19 protein-coding genes are annotated in these 23986 nt (G+C 64.5%); 15 read left to right on the top strand and 4 right to left on the bottom strand.

What is annotated here, in order from left to right; genetic code table 11:
* The first annotated feature begins 318 nt into the window (after positions 1-318).
* Both nrdR and Q4P07_RS07965 read left to right on the top strand, forming a co-directional pair.
* Positions 319-798 (top strand): transcriptional regulator NrdR, encoded by a 480-nt coding sequence (gene nrdR, locus Q4P07_RS07970; protein ID WP_303374376.1) that lies wholly within the window; start codon positions 319-321, stop codon positions 796-798.
* Positions 799-922: 124 nt separating this feature from the next.
* Positions 923-3817 (top strand): vitamin B12-dependent ribonucleotide reductase, encoded by a 2895-nt coding sequence (locus Q4P07_RS07965; protein ID WP_303374375.1) that lies wholly within the window; start codon positions 923-925, stop codon positions 3815-3817.
* Between the two features lie 233 nt (positions 3818-4050).
* On the opposite strand, the gene Q4P07_RS07960 is transcribed toward Q4P07_RS07965, so the two are convergent.
* Positions 4051-4476, bottom strand: coding sequence for an OsmC family peroxiredoxin (locus tag Q4P07_RS07960; protein ID WP_303374374.1), 426 nt, complete (start codon positions 4474-4476; stop codon positions 4051-4053).
* A 127-nt stretch (positions 4477-4603) separates the two neighbouring features.
* Between Q4P07_RS07960 and Q4P07_RS07955 the strand changes: the two genes are divergently transcribed.
* The 9 genes from Q4P07_RS07955 to Q4P07_RS07915 all read left to right on the top strand — a co-directional run bounded on the left by Q4P07_RS07955 (position 4604) and on the right by Q4P07_RS07915 (position 15733).
* Positions 4604-5308, top strand: coding sequence for a cupin domain-containing protein (locus Q4P07_RS07955; protein WP_303374373.1), 705 nt, complete (start codon positions 4604-4606; stop codon positions 5306-5308).
* 114 nt (positions 5309-5422) lie between these two features.
* Positions 5423-6580, top strand: a complete 1158-nt coding sequence (locus Q4P07_RS07950; protein ID WP_303374372.1) for a branched-chain amino acid ABC transporter substrate-binding protein — start codon at positions 5423-5425, stop codon at positions 6578-6580.
* Positions 6581-7498, top strand: coding sequence for a branched-chain amino acid ABC transporter permease (locus Q4P07_RS07945; protein WP_303374371.1), 918 nt, complete (start codon positions 6581-6583; stop codon positions 7496-7498).
* A 225-nt stretch (positions 7499-7723) separates the two neighbouring features.
* Positions 7724-8980 (top strand): branched-chain amino acid ABC transporter permease, encoded by a 1257-nt coding sequence (locus Q4P07_RS07940; protein ID WP_303374370.1) that lies wholly within the window; start codon positions 7724-7726, stop codon positions 8978-8980.
* Positions 8977-9792 carry an ABC transporter ATP-binding protein gene (locus Q4P07_RS07935; protein ID WP_303374369.1) on the top strand — a complete coding sequence of 272 codons (816 nt, stop codon included), beginning with the start codon at positions 8977-8979 and terminating at the stop codon, positions 9790-9792. Before Q4P07_RS07940 ends, Q4P07_RS07935 begins: the two co-directional genes overlap by 4 nt.
* Positions 9789-10499 carry an ABC transporter ATP-binding protein gene (locus tag Q4P07_RS07930; RefSeq protein WP_303374368.1) on the top strand — a complete coding sequence of 237 codons (711 nt, stop codon included), beginning with the start codon at positions 9789-9791 and terminating at the stop codon, positions 10497-10499. The genes Q4P07_RS07935 and Q4P07_RS07930 overlap by 4 nt, the downstream gene beginning before the upstream one ends.
* Before the next feature lie 76 nt (positions 10500-10575).
* Positions 10576-11655 carry an aminotransferase class V-fold PLP-dependent enzyme gene (locus Q4P07_RS07925; protein ID WP_368660263.1) on the top strand — a complete coding sequence of 360 codons (1080 nt, stop codon included), beginning with the start codon at positions 10576-10578 and terminating at the stop codon, positions 11653-11655.
* Between the two features lie 102 nt (positions 11656-11757).
* Positions 11758-14841: a DUF3427 domain-containing protein gene (locus Q4P07_RS07920; RefSeq protein WP_303374367.1), complete on the top strand. Its 3084-nt coding sequence runs from the start codon at positions 11758-11760 to the stop codon at positions 14839-14841.
* A gap of 187 nt (positions 14842-15028) precedes the next feature.
* Positions 15029-15733, top strand: a complete 705-nt coding sequence (locus tag Q4P07_RS07915; protein WP_303374366.1) for an NUDIX domain-containing protein — start codon at positions 15029-15031, stop codon at positions 15731-15733.
* A gap of 118 nt (positions 15734-15851) precedes the next feature.
* Here the strand turns inward: Q4P07_RS07915 and Q4P07_RS07910 are convergent, their stop codons facing one another.
* Positions 15852-16040 carry a hypothetical protein gene (locus Q4P07_RS07910; protein WP_303374365.1) on the bottom strand — a complete coding sequence of 63 codons (189 nt, stop codon included), beginning with the start codon at positions 16038-16040 and terminating at the stop codon, positions 15852-15854.
* Between the two features lie 59 nt (positions 16041-16099).
* Positions 16100-16894 (bottom strand): class I SAM-dependent methyltransferase, encoded by a 795-nt coding sequence (locus tag Q4P07_RS07905; protein ID WP_303374364.1) that lies wholly within the window; start codon positions 16892-16894, stop codon positions 16100-16102.
* A 323-nt stretch (positions 16895-17217) separates the two neighbouring features.
* On the opposite strand from Q4P07_RS07905, the gene Q4P07_RS07900 reads away from it, so the two are divergent.
* The 4 genes from Q4P07_RS07900 (at position 17218) to Q4P07_RS07880 (ending at position 22835) form a co-directional block, all read left to right on the top strand.
* Positions 17218-17937 carry an aspartate/glutamate racemase family protein gene (locus tag Q4P07_RS07900; RefSeq protein WP_303374363.1) on the top strand — a complete coding sequence of 240 codons (720 nt, stop codon included), beginning with the start codon at positions 17218-17220 and terminating at the stop codon, positions 17935-17937.
* 28 nt (positions 17938-17965) lie between these two features.
* Positions 17966-19489, top strand: a complete 1524-nt coding sequence (locus Q4P07_RS07895; protein WP_303374362.1) for an NCS1 family nucleobase:cation symporter-1 — start codon at positions 17966-17968, stop codon at positions 19487-19489.
* A gap of 242 nt (positions 19490-19731) precedes the next feature.
* Entirely contained in the window at positions 19732-21396 is a 1665-nt protein-coding gene (locus Q4P07_RS07885) for a nuclease-related domain-containing DEAD/DEAH box helicase (RefSeq protein ID WP_303374361.1), read from the top strand.
* Between the two features lie 98 nt (positions 21397-21494).
* Complete coding sequence (locus Q4P07_RS07880; RefSeq protein ID WP_303374360.1) at positions 21495-22835, top strand: HNH endonuclease signature motif containing protein; 1341 nt, start codon at positions 21495-21497, stop codon at positions 22833-22835.
* 96 nt (positions 22836-22931) lie between these two features.
* Here the strand turns inward: Q4P07_RS07880 and Q4P07_RS07875 are convergent, their stop codons facing one another.
* Entirely contained in the window at positions 22932-23969 is a 1038-nt protein-coding gene (locus Q4P07_RS07875) for an LLM class flavin-dependent oxidoreductase (RefSeq protein ID WP_303374359.1), read from the bottom strand.
* Between the last annotated feature and the right edge of the window lie 17 nt (positions 23970-23986).

Raw genomic sequence — 23986 nt, 5'->3', positions numbered from 1 at the left:
GGGGTAACCGTCCGGTGTGGCAGGGGTGACCGTCCGGTGGCGGCGTGTCGGAGGCATCTTGTGCACGTGTTCCGCGCCGTTGCTGGGCTTCAGCGACCCGGCTAAAAGTCTCCCGCCCGGCCCCTTGCATCTTGTGCCCAACGCACCTAAGATCCCTATATCTAGTAGTTACAAACGTGTGGTTAGTCCACATGTTGTGCACAGCCCAAGGACGTGTATCCCCACGTCATCCACAGCACATCCCCAGATCTACCCACAGGGCGTCCTCAATCTGAGGCCGTTCGCGTCTCGCTGCGACCATGCCGAAGGAGGCGAGCCATGCACTGCCCGTTCTGTCGCCATACCGACTCCAGGGTCGTGGACAGCCGCGTCCAGGAGGACGGCACGCTCATCCGCCGACGCCGGCAGTGTCCCGAGTGCGGGCGCCGATTCGGCACGGTCGAGACGGCCACGCTGGCGGTGATTAAGCGCTCCGGTGCTACCGAGCCGTTCAGCCGCGACAAGGTCATCACGGGTGCCCGGAAGGCCTGCCAGGGTCGGCCGGTCACCGAGGACCAGTTGCAACTACTCGCCCAGCAGGTCGAGGAGGCGATTCGTGCACAGGGGCAGGCGGAGGTCGACGCGCACGAGGTCGGCCTGGCGATCCTGGAGCCGCTGCGGCACCTGGACGAGGTTGCCTATCTGCGGTTCGCCTCCGTCTATCAAGCCTTCGACTCTCTCGAGGACTTCGAGTCCGCGATTACCTTGCTGCGGACCGAGCACGACGCCCAGACGGTCGATTCGACAGGTATGTCGTAACTCCCTCGACCACCCCCCACCAACGCGGGTGTGTCAGTCCTCGGCGAGAGGCTGCATACCGGACTCCAGCACCACCCGAACACGCCAGAAGCACGACGCGAGAACGACATCAAGGAGAAGTCAGATGACCCAGACGACCGGGGCGAAGACACGCACCCGCCGCAACGGCAAGGGCCTGAAGATCGACCGGATCTTCACCACCCCTGGCGTGCACCCCTATGACCAGGTCACCTGGGAGAAGCGGGACATCGTCCAGACCAACTGGAAGAGCGGCGAGACGATCTTTGACCAGCGAAGCGTGGAGTTCCCGGACTTCTGGTCGGCCAACGCCTCGACCATCGTCACGACGAAGTACTTCCGCGGCGCCCTCGGCACGCCGGAGCGCGAGACGGGCCTGAAGCAGCTGATCGACCGCGTCGTGCTGACCTACACCAAGGCTGGCCAGGAGCACGGCTACTTCGCCACCGACGAGGACGCCGAGATCTTCGAGCACGAGATCACCTATGCCCTGGTCCACCAGGTCTTCTCCTTCAACTCCCCGGTGTGGTTCAACGTCGGCACCTCCAGCCCCCAGCAGGTCAGCGCTTGCTTCATCCTGTCGGTCGACGACTCGATGGACTCGATCCTGAACTGGTACAAGGAAGAGGGCTTCATCTTCAAGGGCGGCTCTGGCGCCGGCCTCAACCTCTCTCGCATCCGCTCCTCCAAGGAGCTGCTCTCCTCCGGCGGCACCGCCTCCGGTCCGGTCTCCTTCATGCGTGGCGCGGACGCCTCGGCGGGCACCATCAAGTCCGGTGGGGCAACCCGCCGCGCGGCCAAGATGGTCGTCTTGGACGTCGATCACCCCGACATCGAGGAGTTCATCCAGACGAAGGCTCGCGAGGAAGACAAGATCCGCGCGCTGCGCGACGCCGGTTTTGACATGGATCTGGGCGGCAAGGACATCGTCTCGGTGCAGTACCAGAACGCCAATAACTCCGTCCGCGTCACCGATGAATTCATGCGCGCCGTCGAGGAGGGCAAAGAGTTCGGTCTGACGTCCCGAAAGGACGGCTCGGTCATCGAGACCGTCGACGCGCGCACCCTCTTTGACAAGATGGCCAAGGCTGCCTGGGAGTGCGCCGACCCGGGTATGCAGTACGACGACACCATCAACGCGTGGCACACCAACCCCGAGACTGGCCGCATCACCGCATCCAACCCCTGCTCGGAGTACATGTCGCTGGACAACTCCTCCTGCAACCTGGCCTCGCTCAACCTGCTCAAGTTCCTCCGCGACGACAACACCTTCGACGTCGAGACCTATCAGGCCGTCGTCGAGCTGGTCATCACCGCGATGGACGTCTCTATCTGCTTCGCCGACTTCCCGACCGAGCCAATCGGTGAGACCACCCGCAACTACCGCCAGCTGGGCATCGGCTATGCCAACCTCGGCGCGCTGCTGATGGCGACCGGCCATGGCTACGACTCCGACGGTGGCCGTGCGCTCGCCGCCGCGATCACCTCGCTGCTGACCGGTGCGGCCTACAAGCGCTCCGCCGAGATGGCGGATGTCGTGGGTGCCTACAACGGTTACGCCCGCAACGCCGACGCGCACAAGCGCGTCATGCGAAAGCACCGCAGCGCCAATGACGAGATCCGCACGCTGGGCAGCATGGACGCCGAGATCCACCGCGCCGCCACCAACGCGTGGGAGGACGTCATCAAGGTGGGGGAGAAGAACGGCTACCGCAACGCCCAGGCGTCGGTGCTGGCCCCCACGGGCACGATCGGCTTCATGATGGACTGCGACACCACCGGCATCGAGCCGGACTTCTCGCTGGTCAAGTTCAAGAAGCTCGTCGGCGGCGGCTCCATGCAGATCGTCAACCAGACGATCCCGCGTGCGCTGAACAAGCTCGGCTACGCCGAGGAGACCATCGAGGCGATCGTTGAGTTCATCGCTGAGAAGGGCCATGTCATCGACGCGCCGGGTCTGCGCACCGAGCACTACGAGATCTTCGACACCGCGATGGGTGCCCGCGCGATCCCCCCGATGGGTCACGTCCGGATGATGGCGGCCACCCAGCCCTTCCTGTCCGGTGCCATCTCCAAGACGGTCAACCTGCCCGAGTCCGCGACAGTCGAGGAGATCGAGGAGGTCTACCTGCAAGGGTGGAAGCTCGGCCTCAAGGCGCTCGCGGTCTACCGCGACAATTGCAAGGTCGGCCAGCCGCTGTCCGACGGCCGCAAGGATTCTGCGGACAAGCCGGATGAGAAGGACGACCAGGTCAAGGTCGAGAAGGTCATCGAGTACCGTCCCGTCCGCAAGCGCCTGCCCAAGCGCCGCGCCAGCCAGACCACGAGCTTTGCCGTAGGCGGTGCGGAGGGTTATCTCACCGCAGGCACCTACGACAACGGCGAGCTGGGTGAGCTCTTCCTCAAGTTCGGCAAGCAGGGATCGACGCTGGCTGGCGTGATGGACGCTTTCTCGATCGCCGTCTCGATCGGGATGCAGTATGGCGTGCCGCTGGAGACCTTCGTCGAGAAGTTCACCAACCTGCGCTTCGAGCCGGCCGGCCTGACCGACGACCCGGATGTGCGCATGGCGCAGTCGATCATGGACTACGTCTTCCGCCGCCTGGCGCTGGACTACCTGGACTTTGAGACCCGCTCCTACATGGGCATCCACACCGCCGGCGAGCGTGCCCGCCAGCTGGAGACGGGTTCCTACGCTCCGTTGACCCCGAACGGTTCGCAGGAAGACTTCGAGGACGAGCTGGAGAATCTCTCCCAGTCCGTGGCCACCACCCCGGCCAAGAAGACCGAGAAGGCCGAGAAGGTCGCGGACGCCTCAGGCTCTGGTGCAGCTGACGCCCGTAAGGCCGAGGCCGGGATCCACTCCTCTGCGGAGCTGCTCGAGCAGTTCCAAGGGAAGGTCGCCGACGCCCCGATCTGCCTGACCTGCGGGACGAAGATGCGGCCGGCCGGCTCGTGCTACGTGTGCGAGGGGTGTGGCAGCACCAGCGGTTGTAGCTGACGACGAAGCTGAAGATTGACGATCTGCCCGCTCGTTAAGCACCCGGCATCGGGTGTGAGGAGCGCGGTGCGGTCTCCCTGCCGGGCCTAGGTCAGATACCTACGAAAGCGGCGTGTTCCCCTTGTCGGGGAGCACGCCGCTTCGAGTTTGAGGCAGGCACGCGAAGGAGCAACCCACCTACGTCAGAGTGGTTTGAAGCCTCGGTGCGAGCCCCTTTTCCTGAGTAACCCCCGTCATCCCAGTTGGGCCTTCAGGGTGATCTCGGCCGCAGCGAACAGGCGAGAAACTGGACACGTTTCCTTTGCCTTCGTTGCGAGTTGACTGAAGGTGTCAGCGTCGATACCTGCGACGTCGCCGGTGACGACGAGGTCGATCCGGGAGATCGAGAAGCTGCCCCCAGCCTCCTCCATCGTCACCTTGGACTCTGTCTGAACCGAGCCGGGCGTTCCGTTGCCCTCGAGCAGGTCGCACAGGGACATGGAAAAGCAACCCGCGTGCGCGGCGCCCAGCATTTCTTCCGGGTTGGTGCCCATGCCGTCCTCCGTGCGGCTCTTGAGGGTGAACGGGATCTCCTGCCCATCCCGGCCCAAGCGCATGAATCCACTGCCCGTGGGGACGGGGCCTGCCCAGTTGGCGCCAGCACGGCGGATGATCTTCATGGTGATGTACTCTCCTTCAGACGGTCGTCAATAAGTCTCCATACTATTCCTGGGAAGGTAGAGCATGTCTGCCGGAGTCGTTCGTACTGTTGGAGACGTCACGCCCCAGCGTCAGGGTGACTCGTGTATGGCCTTCGAGCTGGTCAGCGCACCTCACTACGCCGAGGCCATGACCCACCGCGTCCTACGGTTCACCGCTGGCGCATCAACCCATCGCCACGAGCCTGGGCATGATGACTTGCTGTTCGTGACAGACGGTCGGGGGACGCTGCACGTCGGGGATGAGGATTACGAACTGAGCGACGGCACGGCTGCGTTCATCGGCGCAGGCGAGGAGTGGTCGATCACGGTGCCGACCGAGGGGCAGTTGGAGGTCGCCAGTGTGCTCGTGCCCGCGCCTCCGGGGCCGGCTGCGCGATCCATGGCCAAGCCTGCCGCAAGGGTGCGACGGACTGTGCGCCAGGGCACGCAACTACTTCAGGAGGCGACAGCTGACCGGGAGTATGAGGTCCTCTTCGATGCCTCGACCGGCTCCGGTGGCGCGACGCAGTTTGTGGGTTTCATCCCGCCGTCAGGAGCGCCGATTCATTATCACCTCTATGACGAGATCTGCATGATCGTGCGTGGTGCTGGTGTCCTGCACACCAAAGGAAGCGAGCAGCTTATCTCCGCTGGATCCGCCTTCCACGTCGCTCCGAGGCTGCTGCATAGCCTGGAGAACACCGGTGACGAGGACCTCTGGGTCTTGGGGGTGTTCCGGCCGGAAGGCTCGCCCAGCGCGGCGTTTTACCCAGACGGTCAACCGGCACCGGGGTACGTTGAGGAGGAGTGAGCGTCATGGCGTCCTGGTGACGGTCGTCAGACCCTTTACATGAAGCATCTCCTGTGTCACGATGCGTTTCCGCCACGGCAACGTCAACCCGCTGAGTAAAAGGATGTATGGCACATGCGCACTAGGCAGATCCGAAACATCGTCGCTGTGACCAGCGTCGTCCTCCTAGCGACCGGCTGTGCCGGCGCAGAAGCGCCTGCCCCGACGACTAGCGACGAGGCAGCGACGGCAGCGCAGGAGTGCTCCGGCTCGATCGGCATCATGGCTCCCATCACGGGACCGGCGGCCACCATCGGTGGTGAGCAGCTCAACTTCGCCAAGCTTGCGGTGGACAACTTCAACAAGAAGAACAACTCGACCTACAAGCTTGTCGAGGGCGACACGCAACTCGACCCTGGTCAGGCGAGCACAGTCGCGCAGCAGTTGTTGTCGAACTCCGACGTCTTGGCTGTGGTTGGACCGGCCGGCAGCCAAGAAGTGGAAGCAGTCGGCAAGGGCTTCGGCGACGCCGATTTGGCCTTCATTAGCGCATCTGCGACGCGCACCGACCTGACGTCAGGCGCCTACCCCACGTACTTCAGGGTCATCCCCAATGACAGTGTGCAGGGCCCGACGGGCGCTGAGTTTGCGGTCAACAAGCTCGACGCCAAGAAGGTGGTGATCTTCGAGGAGAAGACCTCTTACGGCAAGGGACTGGCGGACGCCTTCGAGTCGGCTCTGAAGGACAAGGGGGTTGAGGTGACACGCGTCCCGGTAAGCCAGAAGCAGGTTGACTACTCAGCGGTCGTGAGCAAGGTCGCCGAAGATGTCGATGTCGTTTTTGCCACGTTTCAGATTGCCGCAAACACCAAGGTGCTGGGTGAGCAACTGAAGGCAAAGGGAAAGAAGGCGATCGTCTTCGCCTCAGACGGATCTTTCTCCCCGGACTTTGACGTACCCGGCTCCTACGTCTCGGCTTTCGCGCCGGATATCAAGGGGATTGCGTCCAGCAATGAGCTTGCCAAGCAGTTTGAAGACAAGTATGGCGAGTTCGGTACGTATGGGCCCCCCGTGCACGCGGCAACCCAAGTCGCGCTCGAGGCGATGCAGCGTGCCTGTGAAGCAGGCACCACGAGCCGGGCCGCCGTGCTTGACCAAGTGAAGAAGACCGACATTCCCGAATCCATTCTGGGTGGCCCGATCACCTTCACTGATCAGGGCGACGTAAAAGACGCCAAGTTCTACGTCTTCAAGGTCAGCGAGAAGGGCGTCCTGGAGCTGGCTGACCAGTAGATGGATCTTTTTGCACAGCAACTCGTCGACGGGCTCACTCTCGGCAGTGTCTACGCGCTGATCGCGCTTGGGTACACGCTGATCTACGGCGTGCTCCAACTGCTCAACTTTGCCCACGGCGACGTCTACATGGTCGGCGCCTTCATCGGGTTCTTCGTCATGACCTGGCTCGGCGGTCCAGAAGCCGCCATTGTCCCCATCTGGGTCATGATCACGTTGATGTTCCTGGCGGCAATGCTCGGGGCTGGGATTTTGGGCGTACTTGTTGAACGCTTCGCGTATCGGCCGTTACGCGACTCGCCACGCATCGCGCCGCTCATCAGCGCGCTAGGGGTTTCCCTGTTCCTCCAGAACTGCGTGTTGCTTCTGCTGGGATCGCGCTACCGCTCCTACGACACCTCAAAGTACATCGACACGACGGGGGGCCTTCACCTCGGACCGGTCAGCATCGACTGGATGCGCCTCTTGGTGATCGTGCTAGCCATCGCCTTGATGCTGTTGCTGACAAAACTGGTCGGTCACACGCGGCTTGGTCGTGGCATGCGCGCGATCGCGTACGACCGTGAGGCCGCCGTCATGATGGGAATCGACGTTGACAGGGTAGTCGTCGGAACCTTTTTCGTTGCTTCGGCGCTTGCTGGTGCGGCCGGCGTCATGGTGGGTTTGGTGTTCTTCAACGTCTACAGCTACATGGGATTCCTCGCAGGACTGAAGGGCTTCAGCGCAGCGGTCATCGGCGGGATCGGCTCTATCCCTGGCGCCATGTTGGGCGGCATCTTGATCGGGGTTCTCGAATCGTTCACTGCGGTCTACCTCTCGGCCAATTTCGCCAGTGTCTTGACGTTCCTCTTGCTGATCACGGTGATGCTCCTTAAGCCGCGTGGCTTGCTCGGTAGAGCCGCGATCGTGAAGGTCTGAGGCATGAGCGACCCGCAATCTCCGGACACGCCAGTCGAGACAGGCCCCCAGCTCGGCATCGGTACGGACGAGTGGGTCGCCCGTCACGATGAGCGGACGTCCGGTCCCCGGAGCTGGGGCGACCAGATCGCGATCGCTTGGTCCGGCCTACCCACCTGGATCCGGTGGGGGTTGCCGGCCCTCATCGTGGCCCTCATTCCCTTGCTCACGAGTAGCGCGTACATCATGCGCATCGGCGTGAACCTCGGACTCTTTGCACTGCTAGCCCTTGGTCTGAACATCGTGGTGGGCTACGCGGGACTGCTCGACCTCGGCTACGTCGCCTTCTACGGCTTCGGCGCGTACGCCTACGTGATGCTGTCCTCGGACAAGTTTGGGCTACACCTGCCTACCGTGGTCACGATCCCTATCGTCATCGCCATGACGTGCGTTCTCGGTCTGGCGCTCGGGTTGTCCTCGCGGAGGCTCTTGGGTGACTACTTGGCGATCGTGACGCTGTTCTTCGGCCAGATGTTTGTCGAGTTGCTCCTGTCGGCAGATGCCCTAGACCTGCCATGGAGCAAAGAACCGGTCGACCTGACCGGTGGCGCTAATGGACTCAGTGGTGCCGACCCGTTCTCACTGTTCGGCTTCACGTTCACCTCGAACACGCACTACTACTACTTGCTCCTTGCGATGATCGCCCTACTCACGCTGGCTATTTACCGGATCAACGCGTCGCGAATCGGTCGCGCTTGGCGGGCCATTGGTGAGGACCCGCTTGCTGCCGAGGCTATGACGATACCGGTCAAGCACCTGAAGATCCTGGCATTCGTCGTCGGCGCGGGCATCGCTGGCATGAGCGGCACCGTGTTTGCCGCGGTCCAACTTGGCGCTTATCCGACCAACTTCGACCTCCCCCTGTTGATCTTGCTTTATGCGGCTGTCATCCTCGGGGGTAGCGGTAGTTTGCACGGTGCCCTAGTGGGCGCCGCCGTGATGAGCGTGCTTCCTGAATTGCTGCGGGCGCCGGAGTGGGGCGAGGTACTTTTCTTTGTCGTCCTCGCTCTCGGCCTCGTCTTCACCTTACGTGGTTGGAAGTTGATCCTGGCTGTGGGCGCCGCGGTCGTCGCCATCGGGTTCCTCGTCAACGGGGCGCTGTTCGGGTTGGGAGTCGCGGATCTGCCAGCCTCCGAATGGACCCAGGGTCCGATCAGCGAGGCGCTGGGCCGTTGGTTATTTGTCCCACAGGACCGGATGCTCTGGGGCAACATCGCGTTTCTGCTCCTTGTTGCAGGAGCGGCCGTCTTGACCTTGCTCGAGCGTCGTTGGCGGCTCATCCTGCTGCCCTTCATGGCGTGGCTGGCGATCTTCGTCTGGGAGGTCAGGTTGGTCATGGACGCCAGCATCACCCGTCAACTCATCATTGCCTCCCTCCTGATCATTCTCATGATTGCGAGGCCGCAAGGAATCTTTGGCAAACCGAGGGTGGAAGTGCTGTGACGGTCCAGTCAGACACTTCCCCGGCAGCCTGCCGTCTTGAACTCGTTGGCGTCGGCAAGCAGTTCGGCGGCTTGCGATCCTTGACCAACCTGGACTTGGCCGTGCATGATCGCGAGATCGTGAGCGTGATCGGTCCCAACGGCGCCGGCAAGACCACTCTTTTCAATGTCATCACTGGGGTCTACCGCGCAGACGATGGGAAGGTGCTGTTGGATGGGACTTCCCTGCTCGGATTGGCTCCCGCACGGATCACGAACCGAGGCATTGCTCGCACGTTCCAGAACGTGCGACTGTTCCTTAACATGTCGGTGATCGATAACGTGATGGCGGCGACATATGGCCGGACCAGTGCAGGCCTCTTTCGCTCGGCACTCAGCACTCGCGGTGCCCGCCAGGAGGAAAAAAAGGTTCGCGAGGAAGCGGAGGAATTACTTCGATTCTTCGGAACCCGCCTGACGGGCTATCGCTGGGACCAGCCGGCGTACAGCCTGTCGTATGCGAACCGGCGCCGTCTCGAGATAGCGCGAGCCATGGCTACCGGCGCCCACGTCCTCTTGCTGGATGAGCCAGCCGCCGGCATGAATCCCGCCGAGACCAAGGAGATCACGGAGGTGGTCGCCCGACTCCGCGACGAACGTGGATACACGATCGTCCTTATCGAGCATGACATGAATGTGGTTGAAGGAGTCAGCGACCGGGTGGTCGCCCTGGACCATGGGACCAAGATTGCCGAGGGCAGTTTCGAAGAGGTGGCCACGCACCCCAGCGTCGTCGAAGCCTACCTCGGGCGTGGGACGGCGAGCAAGAAATGAGTACCATACTTCTCGACGTAGCGGACATTAACACTTTTTATGGTCCCGTGCATATTCTTGAAGATTTGTCGTTACAAGTAGCGGAAGGTGAGTTGGTGTGCCTCTTGGGGGGGAACGCTTGCGGCAAGTCCACGACCTTGAAGACGATTCTTGGACTCGTCCGCCCACGAACCGGGAGAATTTCGTTTGACGGTGTCGATGTCACGAGCAAGTCGACGGCTGATCGCATCCGCCGCGGTATCGCAGTAGTCCCTGAGAACCGTCGTCTCTTTGCGCCGATGACCGTCCTGGAAAACTTGCAGATCGGGGCCTACGTTCGTGGGACGCCAGACCCCGCAGATCTCGAGCGCGTCTTCGAGCTGTTTCCGCTTCTGGCGGAGCGTCAAGCCCAGTTTGCCGGAACCATGTCGGGCGGCGAGCAACAGATGGTGGCGGTCGGAAGAGCGTTGATGTCTCGACCTCGCCTACTGCTCATGGATGAGCCGTCGATGGGACTGTCGCCCCGCCTGGTGGAGCAGAGTTTCGAGATGATCGCGCAACTGCATGAGCAGGGTGTCTCGATGCTGATGGTTGAGCAGAATGCCAACATGGCGTTATCGATTGCAGATCGTGGATATGTGCTCCAGACGGGGCGTATCGTGTTGTCGGGACCCTCAGCAGAGCTGACGTCCCATGATGAGTTGAGGAGGGCCTATCTTGGCCGCTGACACGTCCGGAGCCGGTTCCGCAGGGCTAGCCGCGGCAATCAGGGATCGATTCCCGGTCTTTGATCGAGTCACCTACGTGAACAGCTGCTCTCAAGGCGCGCTGTCGGATAGCGTGCGTCGCTCGTACGAGGAGTATCTCACTGGCATGGAGCAGGAGGGGTCGCAGTGGGGTCACTGGGTAGCCCGCCAAGAACGTCTCCGCGAGGCCATGGCGCAGCTGTTCTCAACGTCGCCTTCAGAGATTGCGATCACGGCCTCAGCGTCCGCTGGGATCAATGCGGTAGCGAGTTCTTTGGACTTCGACTCAGTGCGAAACAAAGTTGTGACAACGAGTTTAGAGTTCCCGACTGTAGGCCAGATCTGGCATGCCCAGGAAAAGCACGGTGCGCAGGTCGTACACGTCCGTGCGGACGACGATCATACTATCCCCCTGTCTCGATTCGAAGATGAGATCGACGAGACGACGGCGATCGTTTCCATCACACATGTGTGTTTCCGCAATGGCGCGATGCTGGATCCGACGCCAATAATCGAGTTGGCGCACTCGCGTGGAGCTATGGTCTTGTTGGACGCCTACCAGTCTGTGGGCGCGGTGCCACTCGATATGTCTTCCTTGCAGGCGGACTTCGTCACGGGGGGGATGTTGAAGTATTTGCTGGCGTCCCCCGGCGTGGGATTCCTCTATGCTCGCGACTTTTCGACGAAGGCACTGGTGCCGACGTCCACTGGATGGTTTGCCGCGCGAGACATCTTCGCGATGAGCATTGATTCATACGACCCCGCGCTGGATGCCCGCCGGTTCGAGGCAGGAACGCCGCCGGTTCCGAGCCTGTATGCGGGGGCTGCCGGGGTGGAACTCATGCTGGAGATCGGAGTCGAGCGGACGCGCGCTCACGTGGGCGTTCTGGTGGATCAGCTCCGGGCGGGGATCGACGATCTGGGCGGCACCGTAGTGACCCCGCTCGACCATCAAGGTCCGATGGTGGCGATCGCAGCGACCGATGAGAATGCCTTTGTAGCGGCTCTAGAAGGGGAGAAGGTCATCACGAGTTGCCGTGATGGCAATGTGCGTGTCTCTCTGCACTGCTACAACAACAACGACGACGTCGAGCGCGTCCTCGCAGCTCTGCGGAAACACCGTCACCTACTTCGTTGATCAGGTCTGCAGGGTAGGTAATTTCCTGACAGGGCCCACCAGGTGGAGGGCTGACGTCCTCGCATCCGCTTCGCGCTGCTACATGTCTGACAAGCTGAGCGTGTGGAAACGGGTATCTACGAATCACTGGTGACAGCCGGCCTGCTGGCGCAGTTGCAGAGGGTGCAGGGAACGGAACACAGGCTGGGATCTGTGGACGAAGTCGACCTTCCCGACGTGCTATCGCGGCACGTGCGTGAAGTCCTGAAGCATCAGCTATCGGATTTGAAGACCGTCGATCAACGACTCGCCGTCGTCAACGCCGTCCTTGAGCAACTGAACGCCGCTGTGGAATCCGTCAACGCCCCGCCTCGTCAGTTGCTGGCACTTACGCCACGGCACCCGCTACACGGTGGAACCGCAGGCTTGGCGCGTCCTGCGACTCCGCTGAGTGACGCGGCGCTGCTGACCAACGCTCGCGGTGAACCCAACCTGGGCGCCGAGATCAAGGCTGAGATGGATTCGGCGGACAGGGTGGATCTGCTCATCGCCTTCGTGAAGTGGCATGGGCTGCGCGTGCTCGCCGCCGACCTCGAAGGATTGAGAGGTCGCGGGGTGCCACTGCGGGTCATCAGCACGACCTATATGGGGGCCACCGAGCGATCAGCCCTCGATCGCCTCGTCCGGGAGTTTGGCGCTGAGGTGCGGATCCAGTACGACTCCCAGCGGACCCGGCTACACGCCAAGGCATGGATGTTCCGGCGTCACACCGGTTTCGACACTGCCTATGTCGGCTCCTCGAATCTGTCCCGCGCTGCACTCCTCGATGGGGTCGAGTGGAACGTCCGGCTGTCCAAGATCGCTACTCCGGCGCTTCTCGAGAAGTTTCAGGCTACTTTCGAAACGTACTGGAACGACATCGGCTACGAGTTATACGACCCAGACCTGGACAGGGACCGCCTGGACGACGCGCTCGCCGAGGCGTCAGGTCGCAAGCAACATTCAGGCGTCACCATCAGCCTTTCGGGCCTGCAGGTACGGCCCTTCCCCTACCAGGCCGAAATGCTCGAGGCCCTGGAAGCGGAGCGAACCCTCCACGACCGACATGCGAATCTCGTCGTGGCCGCGACCGGGACTGGGAAGACAGTCGTTGCAGCGCTGGACTACCAACGGTTGTCGCGAGTGCTCGGTGGGCGTCCATCGCTGCTCTTCATCGCGCATCGTCGGGAGATCCTCGAACAGTCGCTACGCACCTATCGGGAAGTGTTGGCCGACGGAGACTTTGGAGAGTTGTATGTGGGCGGCTCCCGGCCAGAGCGGTGGCGCCATGTCTTCGCCAGCGTTCAGTCGCTGACGTCCTACGGCGTCGAGAACATTTCGTCAAAGACTTATGACGTGGTCGTGGTCGACGAGTTCCACCACGCTCAAGCAGCCACCTACCGCCGGCTCATCAAGCACCTCGAACCGCGTGAGTTGCTTGGGCTCACAGCGACCCCGGAGAGAACTGACGGCCTTGACGTCCTTGAGTTCTTCGGGGGACGGACGGCTGTGGAACTTCGACTGTGGGACGCGCTCGGGGCGGATCTCCTTTGCCCCTTCCACTACTTTGCCGCTGCTGACAACACTGACCTTCGGGGCATCTCCTGGACGAGAGGGAGGTATGACGAGCACGAACTCGAGAACATCTACACCGGCAACGAGGCCCGTGCCCAAATTGTGCTCACTCAACTGCGCGATAAGATCCTCGACCCGGGAAGTATGCGTGCGCTGGGCTTCTGCGTGGGTGTTGAACACGCGAGATTCATGGCGGCCGCGTTCTCGCGCGCAGGGATTCCTGCTCGTGCGGTCAGCGGTGACACCCCAAGAATGGAGCGAGAGCAAGCCCTTCGTGACCTCCGCGATCGTCGAGTCAATGCGCTCTTCGCGGCCGACCTCTTCAACGAGGGATTGGACCTGCCAGAGGTAGACACGGTCCTCTTCCTGCGCCCTACTGAGAGTGCAACGGTGTTCCTCCAGCAACTCGGTCGAGGCCTGCGGCGCACGCAGGACAAGGCGGTGCTCACTGTCTTGGATTTCGTCGGCTATCACCGATCGGAGTTCAGCTTCGACCAGAAATTTCGCGCGCTGACCGGGAGCTCTCGGCGCGGTTTGATCGAGGGTATCCAGAAGGGCTTCCCCTTCCTCCCGTCCGGCTGTCAGATCGTGATGGACCGCCAGTCGCAGGCGATCGTCCTGGAGAACATCAAGTCGCAGATCTCCAACCGCTGGAGCCAGATGGTCACTGAACTCCGGTCCCATGGGGACTCCGATCTGAGCTCGTTCCTGGCGGAGTCAGGACTTGAGTTATCAGACATCCTACGAAAAGGGTCGCATTCGTGGACTCGACTACGTCGGGACGCTGGACTCCCGACCCGAGTGGGGACGCCTCTGGAGGAGAAGCTGCTCAAACGCATCCGGGCTCTCGCGCACGTTGACGACAAGGATCGGGCCGTGACCTATCGCAGCCTCCTCGGGGACGGAACGCCCTCTTATGGCGATCTTGCGCCGCTCGAACAGCGTATGGCCCAGATGCTGTTTTTCTCTCTGTGGCCAGATGGGGGTGGCCACCAGTCTTATGCCGCTGGCCTAGACGCGCTCCGACGGGAGCCCGCGATCCGCGACGAGTTGCGGAGCGTCATTGACGTATCTTTCGATGCTGCTAGACACGTCACCGTGGAGCTTGGCGGCGAACTTGGTGACATCCCCCTGCGGGTGCACGGCCGCTACCAACGGGAGGAGGTGTTGGCGGCGATGGGCTACGTCTCGCCGGGATCGCGCAAGCCGAACTCCTTCCGAGAGGGGGTCCTGTACTCGCCCGGCATCAATGTCGACGCCTTCTTCGTCACCCTCAAGAAGTCCGAGGCGGACTACTCGCCCACAACGATGTACCGCGACTACCCGATCAGCCCGACCTTGTTTCACTGGGAGTCGCAGTCCACAACTTCCGTAGAGTCCAAGACTGGTCAGAGGTACCTAGCGGGCGCGAGCCGTGTCCTGCTCTTCGTACGTGGACAACAGAAGGACGAGTTCGGAACCAGCCCCTACATCTTCCTCGGCCCAGTCCACTATCGGAGTCACACCGACAGCCGGCCCATAGCCATCACCTGGGAGCTCGACTATCCGATGCCAGCAGACTTCTTCGCCAGTGCGAGTGTTGCTGCCAGTTGATGAGTTGAGCCGCGCATGCTGCCGTTGAGCGTGAGGCGTTCTTCATCCGGGAGGCCCCGTGAGACTGACGTCCGGTCAGGCTGCTCCCCCGATAGTGTCCGATGCCTGCCTGTTCTCGTCCTACTGACAATAATCCCCGGCGGCGACATATCTGTCAAACGGACAGGATCATGCCTAGGATGGGCGCGTGGCCTACACCTCGCAGTACCCGCCGTTCTTCGTCACCGTCGACCTGGTGATCCTCACCATCAGTGACGGCGCCTTCTCCGTCCTCCTCGTCGAACGTGGCGGGGAGCCGTTCCGCGGCCGATGGGCGCTCCCCGGCGGGTTCGTGCAGATCGACGAGGACCTGGCGGACGCGGCATACCGGGAGCTCGAGGAGGAGACCGGGGTGGGCGGTGACGCGGTCCACCTAGAGCAGCTGGCGACGTTCGGAGCGCCCGGCCGCGACCCGAGGGACAGGATCGTGTCCACGGCATACCTCGCGGTAGGCGCGCACCTGCCGCAGGTGCAGGGCGGGTCTGACGCGGCGGACGCGCGGTGGTGGACGGTGGAGAAGGCGCTGAGCGAGCAGCTGGCTTTCGACCATCGCGAGATCCTCGAGACCGGCGTGGAGCGGACGCGCTCGAAGCTGGAGTACACCGACCTCGCGCTCCGATTCGTGCCGCCGCGGTTCACGATGCCGGAGCTGCAGGCGGTCTATGAGGCGGTGTGGGGGGCCGAGCTCGACCCGCGCAACTTCGCGCGCAAGGTGGTGCGCACGCAGGACTTCGTGCGGGAGACGGAGGAGGAGCGACGGGGCGGTCGAGGGCGGCCGGCCAAGTTGTATGTCGCAGGCGGAGCGGTGTCGCTGTGGCCGCCGATGAGTCGTGAGCAGCAGGGCGAGCGGTGAGGAGCACTCAGTCCTGGTCGAGGTCGACGACAACCTCGAGGAGCTGCTAGCCACGCCGTTTCAAACTTATGCCCGTGTGATCCGCGCGGCGCTCAGGAGAACCCTCGGGTCTGAGCGGTCACTGCTGCGAGCTGCGGCCCCGCAGGATCAGCCAGATGCCGGCGGCGATCACCAACGGCCCGACGACAGCCCACAGGGTGACCCCGGTCATGGGACTGCCGCCCACGACGCCCAGACCCTGCAGCGTCCAGAGGACGCCGCTGGCTACGAGCAGCAGTCCGAGAAGGAGCCTGACAGGGGGGCGCATGCCTCCACATTAGCCTCGTGCCGGGGGCCTGGAGCGGGGCACCAGCAAGTCGTGACGCGTCAGGCCGGCACCGTGCCGACGGCGGCGCGCGCGACCGCCGTCAAGGCGAACCCTCCAGCTGGTGAGCCGAGAAGGTGCAGGTATGCAGCGCGCAGGCGCTCCTGCTCCTGCGGCGGCAGCGCCACGAGGTGGGCGCCGGCCGGGCCGATGCCGAGCAGCAGCGAGGTCCAGAGCTCCTCGAAGTCGGTGTAGTCCGAGCGGACCGTCAACGGGTGCTCCGAGACGTCGGTGAAGCCGGCGCCGGCCAGGAGGGCGCTGAGCTCACCTGCCCGGCCAAAGCGCATCGTGTGCAGCTCGTCCGGAGCGTCCGGGTCGAGTGAGACGGCAGCGTCCCAGAACGCGCGCAGCATCTGCATACCCCCCTCGAAGTCCCACACGCACACGGCGACCCGCCCGCTGGGACGCACGACGCGGCGCAGCTCGAGGGCGGCGGTCTCGGCATCGGAGACGAAGTGCAGGACCAGTTGGGCCAGCGCCGCGTCGAACGCGTCGTCACCCAGAGGGAGCGCCTCGGCACGACCCTGCCGGACGTCGACCCCGGGGTGGCGTTCGCGGCACGCCGCGAGGAACGCGGGGGAGGGGTCACAGGCCACGACCGCCCCGGCACCCAAGCGCAGGACGAGCTCCGCGGTGAGCGCGCCCGGCCCGCAGCCGACGTCAACCACGCGCTGCCCCTCGACCACGCCGCCGAGGTCGGCGAGGAGCGGCGCCAGCGCGATCGAGTAGCGACCCATGAAGGAGTCGTAGGCGTCGCCGCTCGCCGTGAACGTGCGGGACCCTGCGACTTCGTCCATCTGGTCAGTGTGCGACCTGGGCGAGGCCGGGTCAAGGGTGCGTCAGGGCCCTGTCCAGATGGGCTGAAGTCTGCTGCGGCATCCACCGGGGCAGAGTGTGTGTCCGGTATGCAGCTCGCACCGGTCCGCGCGGGCATGGGCCCCATCGCTCGCGGCACCGCTACCGTGACGCGATGGCGTCGGTCCCTCCCCATCCCGGCTGCGGATGAGGGTTAGCAAGAAGCCTGGATGGCTCGATCCGCTCAACGACATTTCCCCTCAATATCCTCCTTTCGGAGTACATTCCACCCCAAGGAAGAATGTCCTCGTGAGGAGTTGTGCTCGTGCGGATCCTGGTAGTCAACGTCAACACGACGACGTCCATGACGGACTCGATCGTGGCGGCGGCACGGGCGGCGGCCTCCCCAGGCACCGAGATCGTCGGCCTGACGCCGACCTTCGGAGCGGACTCCTGCGAGGGCAACGTCGATAGCTACCTGGCGGCGGTGGGGGTCCTGGACGTGGTCAGCAAACATCCCGAGCCCTTTGACGCCGTGGTCCAAGCCGGCTTCGGGGAGCACGGCAGGGAGGGCCTGCAGGAATTTCTCGACGTGCCGGTGGTGGACATCACCGAGGCGGCCGCGATCATCGCTAGCCTGCTCGGCCACAAGTTTGGTGTGGTGACCACCCTGGACCGCACCGTGCCCCTGATCGAGGACCGCCTCATGTTGGCTGGTCTGGATCGGCGCTGCGCAGCGGTCGTCGCCAGCGGCCTGGGGGTCCTCGAGCTCGAGGAAGACCCGGAGCGCACGCTCGCCACGATCGTCGCCAAGGCCAAGGAGATCGTCGCGATGCGTGGCGTCGAGGTGATCTGCCTGGGTTGCGGTGGCATGGCCGGGCTCGACGAGGCCGTCGCGCAAGCGACCGGGGCCCCTATCGTGGACGGTGTCGCCTCGGCCGTCGCGTTGGCCGAGAGTTTGGTGCGTATGAACCTGACGACCTCCAAGGTCCGCACCTACGCACCACAACGCCGGAAGTCCCTGTCCGGCTGGCCGCTGCCCTAGCAGCATTCTTGAGGAAGGCTCGACGTCGATGTCAGAGCAAATCGTGCACCAAGGAGTGAGCAACGCCGAGCTCCAGGCCCAGGATCCCACGGGTCGCCTTTACAACGAAGACCTCGCGCCAGCGCTCCCGGAGCAGCGAAAATGGAACGGCTACCAGCTCTTCTCGCTGTGGATGAATGACGCCCACAACGCCGGCAACTACACCTGGGCGGCCGGCCTCTTCGTGGGCCTGGGCATGTCTGCCTTCGATATCACGCTGGGGATCTTCCTCGGCTCCCTGATCATCCTGGGCGGCTGCTGCCTGTCCGGCTTCATGGGGCAGGCGACCGGCACCCCATACCCAGTCATCAGCCGGATCACCTGGGGCATCTGGGGTGCCAACATCCCCGCCATCGTGCGTGGGATCGTCGCTATCGCCTGGTATGGCGTGCAGACCTACCTGGCCTCGATCGCCCTCAACGCACTCCTGTCGCGGGCGATCCCGGGCTTTCGTGACCTCAGCCTCGACAGTGCGCCGAGCCTGCTGAACCTGCCGCTGGGCGGCTGGATCTGCTTCCTGCTGCTCTCGATCATCCAGCTCATCATCGTGCGTCGCGGCATGGAGGCGGTCCGCCACTTCCAGGGTCTGGCCGGTCCGATCATCTGGGTCGTCATGCTGATGCTGATGTTCTACTTCCTGTCCAAGGCGGGATGGCACTTCGACTGGTTCACCGGTCCCGGCGGTCAGAAGCTCGAGGGCGGCGCCCAGGTCCGCAACATCATGATCGCCATGGCTCAGACCGTGGGCACGCTGGCGACGTTGATGCTGAACTTCTCTGACTTCGCGCGCTACTCCCCGGACCGCCGCTCCATCATCGTCGGCAATGCCTGGGGGCTGCCGATTAACTGGACCGCCTTCGCGATCACCTCAGTGATCACGACCGTCTCGGCCGCGCAGGTGCTCAACGCGGACCTAAACGACATCAAGGACCCCGGCGTCCTCATGGAGCACGTCGACAACTCGGTGCTGTTCTATGTCTTCACGATCGCCTTCGTCTTCGCCACCATCGGCGTCAACATCGTCGCCAACTTCGTCTCGGCCGCCTTCGACATCTCCAATATCAATCCGCGCCGGATCAGCTTCCGCACCGGGGGACTGATCACCGCGATCGTCTCGGTCCTGGTGACGCCGTGGAACTACTTCAACAACCCGGTGGTGGTCGGCTACTTCCTCGGAAGCCTCGGTGCCTTGCTCGGGCCGTTCTTCGGGATCCTCTGCGTGGACTACTTCCTCGTGCGCAAGCAGAAGTTCAGCATCCGGCACATGTATCTGCCGACGCCAGAGTCGATCTACTACTACAACAAGGGAGTTAGCCACTACGCGCTCTACGCGCTCCTCCCGTCGGCCTTCGTGTCGCTGAGCGTCGCCCTGCTGCCGATGTTCTCCCCCATCAAGGACTTCGGCTGGTTCATCGGCGCGCCACTGGCAGCCATCATCTACTACGTCCTGGCCAACAACCGGGTGATCGTGCTGCCGGAGGAGGAGGTGAAGGACGCGCTAGCGCGTCAATGACTGTTGAGCACCTGGGCGGCGACCAGCCGGTCCAGCCTGCGCACCGCGATGCCCTTGCCGAGGTTGACTTTCATGTGTCCGGCCCGCGTCCACAGCTCCATCTCGGCGTTGGCATCGATAAAACCTCCTTGTCGTGATGAACCCGGAGGCTACTTGGAACCACCGACATCGGTGTCGACTGTCGGAGTGGGGGCCTACGATGCCGACCAGTGCAATGGTGCACGCGGAGCAGGAGACGAGACATGGTGCGACTGATCCCGACAGAGCCGGCGTTCGTCAACAACGCCGAGCGGGAGGTGTGGGAGCGGCTGTCGGCGCAGCTTGGCGTGGACGATGTACTGCTGGCCAACGTGCGTCTTACGGACCACGAGCAGGACCACGAGGCCGACCTCGTCGTCATCATGCCGGGTGCCGGCATCGTGGTGGTGGAGGTCAAGGGAGGCAGCATCACGGTCGACGGGCAGGGCCGGTGGTGGCAGTACGGCGGTGGGTCGCGCCGGGTCGATCCGGTCGGGCAAGCTCGTCGGTCGAAGCACGCCCTGCGCACCTACGTCCAGGACGACCCTCGCTGGCGTGACTCCTCCCGGACCAGGGTGCGGTGGGCGCACACGGTCGTCACGCCATACAGCACGGTCCCGGACGACTTCTCCCTCCCCGACTGCGGCCGAGACATGATCCATGGCAAGGCGGACCAGGAGCGCCTGGACACGCGCCTGCGGACGGTGGCGGAGACGCAGGAGACCCGCTACCGCGCTCCGACGATCGACGACGCCGCTCTCATCGTGGAGATTCTGTCCGGCCGCAGCCTGATGGTGCGCGAGGTGATGGCCGAGGCCGACGACCGGGAGGCTCGGGCGGACCGCCTGACCCAGGAGCAGGCGATGATCCTCTCGGTGACCCGGTTGCTGCACCGGGTGGAGGTCCGCGGCGGCGCCGGCAGCGGCAAGACCGTGCTCGCGATGGCGCAGGCGAAGCAGCTCACGCGCGGCTTCGCCGGGCAGAAGAGCCAGCGGGTGGCCCTGCTGTGCTACTCCATCGGGCTGGGTGAGTGGTTCACGAGGGCGTTCGCGGGAGAGCCGCGCAGGTCGAGGCCTGCGTTCGTCGGCAAGTTCGAGGACCTGGGGCGCGAATGGGGCGCCGAGATCGGCACGGACCGCAACGACTCGGAGTTCTGGGAGAAGGAGCTGCCGGCGCAGATGGCGCGGCTGGTCGCGGACCTGCCGGAGGGCAAGAAGTTTGACGCGATCATCGTCGACGAGGCGCAAGACTTCGCGGAGGACTGGTGGGTGCCACTGCTGGGCGCACTGCGTGACCAGGAGGAAGGAGGCCTCTACGTCTACTCCGACGAGAACCAGAGGGTCTTCGCACGTTTCGGGCGGCCACCTGTCGCGCTCGTGCCACTCGTCCTCGACCACAACCTGCGCAACACCAGGCAGATCGCGGAGAGCTTCGGCCCGCTGGCACCGATGCGGATGCGCGCGCTGGGTGGGGAAGGGCCGGAGGTGAGGTTCGTCCAGGCTTCCGCGGAGGAGGCTCTCGCGGTGGCCGACGACGAGGTGCTGCGACTGCTCGAAGGCGGCTGGCCCCACGAGCACGTTGCGCTCATCACCACCGGCAGCAGACACCCGGAGCAGAACGCCCTGCAGGAACGGCTCGGTCAGGAAGGCTACTGGCGCACCTTCTGGGAGTCCGACGACGTCTTCTACGGGCACGTCCTGGGTTGCAAGGGGTTGGAGCGCCGTGCGGTAGTGCTCTGCTTCAACGAGCCGGAGCCGCGTGACCGGGCGAAGGAGCGTCTCTACGTGGGTCTATCCCGCGCGACCGACAAGCTGGTCGTCGTTGGGGATGCCGTCGGCATCAGGGCTGCTGGTGGGGACGAGATCGCCAAGAGGTTGCGGCTCATCTGAGGGAAAGTCCTCAGCGCGCCGGACAGTGGGTGCGGGAGTGGCGTAGACAGTCGGGGAGTCGCGCGGGGTATGTCAGACCTGGCTCGTACGCTTGTTCTATGGATGAGGGGTGGGGCGGCGACGTGGTCACGGTTGGCTTGGTGGAGCTGATCGGTGAAGGGCTGCCGGGCGCGCGGCCGGTCGCTGAGATCGTGGCTGGCGGACTGGGGTCGGCGGGGCGGGAGCTGGCGTTGACGGAGATCGCGGCCCGCCGGAGCGTGCTGCTGCAGGACGACCAGGTGCAGGAGTGCATGACGGCGGTGGGCCGGGTCGCAGACATCATGATGCGCACGACCGTGCGGCTGGCGTGCGAGGCTGCGGCGCGGGGTCTGCCCCACATGCAGGGATTTGCCCTGGTCGACTGGCTGGGGCTGCGGTGCCCCGGGATGACGGTCGGGGCGCTGCGGGACGTGGCCAGGGTGGCCGCGGCGTCCACGGACCCGGTCTACGCACCCTTGGTGGAGGCGGTGGTCGGCCGAGGTATGTCGTTGGCGCGGGCCGGGCTGGTCCACCGGGGTCTGACCCGGGTGCGCGGCGCGCTGGCCCCGGAGAAGTTCGCCGAGGCGGTGGAGCTGCTGGCGGGTGCGGGGGTTGAGCCGACCTTCGAGGACAGGGACGTGCACAAGGTCGTCGAGGCGTTGCTGCGCACCTGCCTGCCGGAGAAGGACCACGACGACCGAGCCAAGGCCAAGGCACAGCTGCGGGACGTGCACGAGTCGTCGCTGGCGGACGGGACGGTGCGACGGATCATCATGACGTTCGGCGACGATGCCGACTACGAGTCGGTGATGGCGGTGCTGCGCTCGCCGTTGGCGGCGCCCTCCTCCGCCCAGGAACAGGCGGCCACCGGCGTGCCAGAGTCGCGGACACCGGGCCAGCGGCGGTATGACGCGTTGATGACGGTGCTCCGTCGTGGAGTGGCCGGCACCAAGGGTCAGCCGAGCACGCCCAAGGCGACACTGGTGGTGACCATGGATCTGCAGACCTTGCGGCGCGACTTGGGGGACGCGCGGGCCGCAGACCTACCGGGGTGCGGGTCGACCCTGGCTGACGGTGCCTCGATCAGCGCGGCGACGGTCCGGCGTCTGGCCTGCGAGGCAGACATCATCCCGGTGGTGCTCGGTGGGCCGAGCGAGATCGTGGACCAGGGCAGGCGCCGACGACTGGTCACCCCGGGGCAGCGGATCAGGCTCGCTGCCCGGGACGGTGGGTGCACGATCCCGGGATGTACGGTGCCGGCGACCTGGTGCGACGCCCACCACGTCGTTCCCTGGGCTCAGGGTGGACGCTCAGATCTGTCCAACTACGCGCTGCTGTGCCCCCGGCACCACACCTGGGTCCATGAGCGACGGCTCGGCGCCACTGTCACCGCGCTCGGTGTGATCTGGCGGCTGAGATGACCCTGCTCCGCACCCGGCCCTCACCGGCCGGGTCCCACCCATGCCCGCGTGCGGCTGGCCAGGCGGGCAGCGCAGGCCGTCAGCTCAGAAGGGCCGTTAGCTCAGAAGGGCCGTCAGCTCGGTGACCGTCCGCTCCCTGGTAGGGGTGTGATCGAGTGGCTCGTCCGCATACGCTCCCGCGATCGGCTGCACCATGACCTCGCTGACGTCGGAGCGGGCGGCGAGCGAGCGGAGGTCAGCGGCCACCTCATCGGCGGTGCCGAGCAGCCAGGGCGCGGCGATGGCGGCGAACCTGTCCTCCGGGATCGGTGCCGGCGCCGCGAGCGCCTCCTCAACCGTCATCAGGGGACTCGGCGGGACCAGTCGGCCCAGGTGGATGCGGGCCATCATGTGCTGGAACGGGAGCGCGAGCCGCGCCGCCTCTGCACGAGTGTCGGCGACGACGGCGTTGACGGTGAGGAAGGTCGTCGGCTCACCGGGCCCGGCCCAGCGGGACCGGTAGAGGGCGAGCGCCTCTGCCGTCCCGCGGCCGGAGAAGTGGTGGGCGAAGACGTAGGGCAGGCCGAGCTGCGCGGCGAGCTGGGCGGAGAAGTCGGAGGAGCCCAGCAGCCACACCGGGGGTGCCCCGGACGCCAGCGGGGTGGCACGCACGTCGTGCTGGTGATCGCCGATCTGCAGCGTGGCGCCCTCCGGTGTCAGGAAGGCAATGACCTGCTGCACGTGCTCGGGGAACTGCTGCACGACGTCAGCGTCACCGAGGCCACCGCGCAGCGCCCAGGCGGTGACCGGGTCGGTGCCCGGTGCTCGGCCGATCCCGAGGTCGATCCGGCCCGGATAGGCAGCTTCGAGCAACGCGAACTGCTCGGCCACCGCCAAGGAAGCGTGGTTCGGCAGCATCACCCCGCCGGATCCCAATCGCATCCGCTGCGTCGCGGCCGCGAGCATCGCGATGATGACCGGAGGGTTGGTGGAGGCGACCGACAGGGTGTTGTGGTGCTCGGCGACCCAGTAGCGGCGCACGCCAGCCCGATCAGCGGTGACGGCCAGGCTGCGCGCCGCCGCCAACGCCTGCGCGGTGCGCTGCCCCGTCCGGACGGGGATGAGATCGAGCACGGACAGCGCGAGTGAGGGCATACCGCCAGCCTAGGTGG

Source organism: Ornithinimicrobium sp., from assembly GCF_030537745.1.
Classification (GTDB): Bacteria; Actinomycetota; Actinomycetes; order Actinomycetales; family Dermatophilaceae; genus Ornithinicoccus.
Note: the sequence above shows the minus strand (reverse complement) of the source record. Positions and strands in the feature narration are given on the sequence as shown.

Coding starts and splice junctions, on each gene's coding strand:
- nrdR (WP_303374376.1), top strand. CDS start 319: ATGCACTGCCCGTTCTGTCGCCATACCGACTCCAGGGTCGTGGACAGC.
- Q4P07_RS07965 (WP_303374375.1), top strand. CDS start 923: ATGACCCAGACGACCGGGGCGAAGACACGCACCCGCCGCAACGGCAAG.
- Q4P07_RS07960 (WP_303374374.1), bottom strand. CDS start 4,476: ATGAAGATCATCCGCCGTGCTGGCGCCAACTGGGCAGGCCCCGTCCCC.
- Q4P07_RS07955 (WP_303374373.1), top strand. CDS start 4,604: ATGGCCTTCGAGCTGGTCAGCGCACCTCACTACGCCGAGGCCATGACC.
- Q4P07_RS07950 (WP_303374372.1), top strand. CDS start 5,423: ATGCGCACTAGGCAGATCCGAAACATCGTCGCTGTGACCAGCGTCGTC.
- Q4P07_RS07945 (WP_303374371.1), top strand. CDS start 6,581: ATGGATCTTTTTGCACAGCAACTCGTCGACGGGCTCACTCTCGGCAGT.
- Q4P07_RS07940 (WP_303374370.1), top strand. CDS start 7,724: ATGCGCATCGGCGTGAACCTCGGACTCTTTGCACTGCTAGCCCTTGGT.
- Q4P07_RS07930 (WP_303374368.1), top strand. CDS start 9,789: ATGAGTACCATACTTCTCGACGTAGCGGACATTAACACTTTTTATGGT.
- Q4P07_RS07910 (WP_303374365.1), bottom strand. CDS start 16,040: ATGCGCCCCCCTGTCAGGCTCCTTCTCGGACTGCTGCTCGTAGCCAGC.
- Q4P07_RS07905 (WP_303374364.1), bottom strand. CDS start 16,894: ATGGACGAAGTCGCAGGGTCCCGCACGTTCACGGCGAGCGGCGACGCC.
- Q4P07_RS07895 (WP_303374362.1), top strand. CDS start 17,966: ATGTCAGAGCAAATCGTGCACCAAGGAGTGAGCAACGCCGAGCTCCAG.
- Q4P07_RS07885 (WP_303374361.1), top strand. CDS start 19,732: ATGGTGCGACTGATCCCGACAGAGCCGGCGTTCGTCAACAACGCCGAG.
- Q4P07_RS07880 (WP_303374360.1), top strand. CDS start 21,495: ATGGATGAGGGGTGGGGCGGCGACGTGGTCACGGTTGGCTTGGTGGAG.
- Q4P07_RS07875 (WP_303374359.1), bottom strand. CDS start 23,969: ATGCCCTCACTCGCGCTGTCCGTGCTCGATCTCATCCCCGTCCGGACG.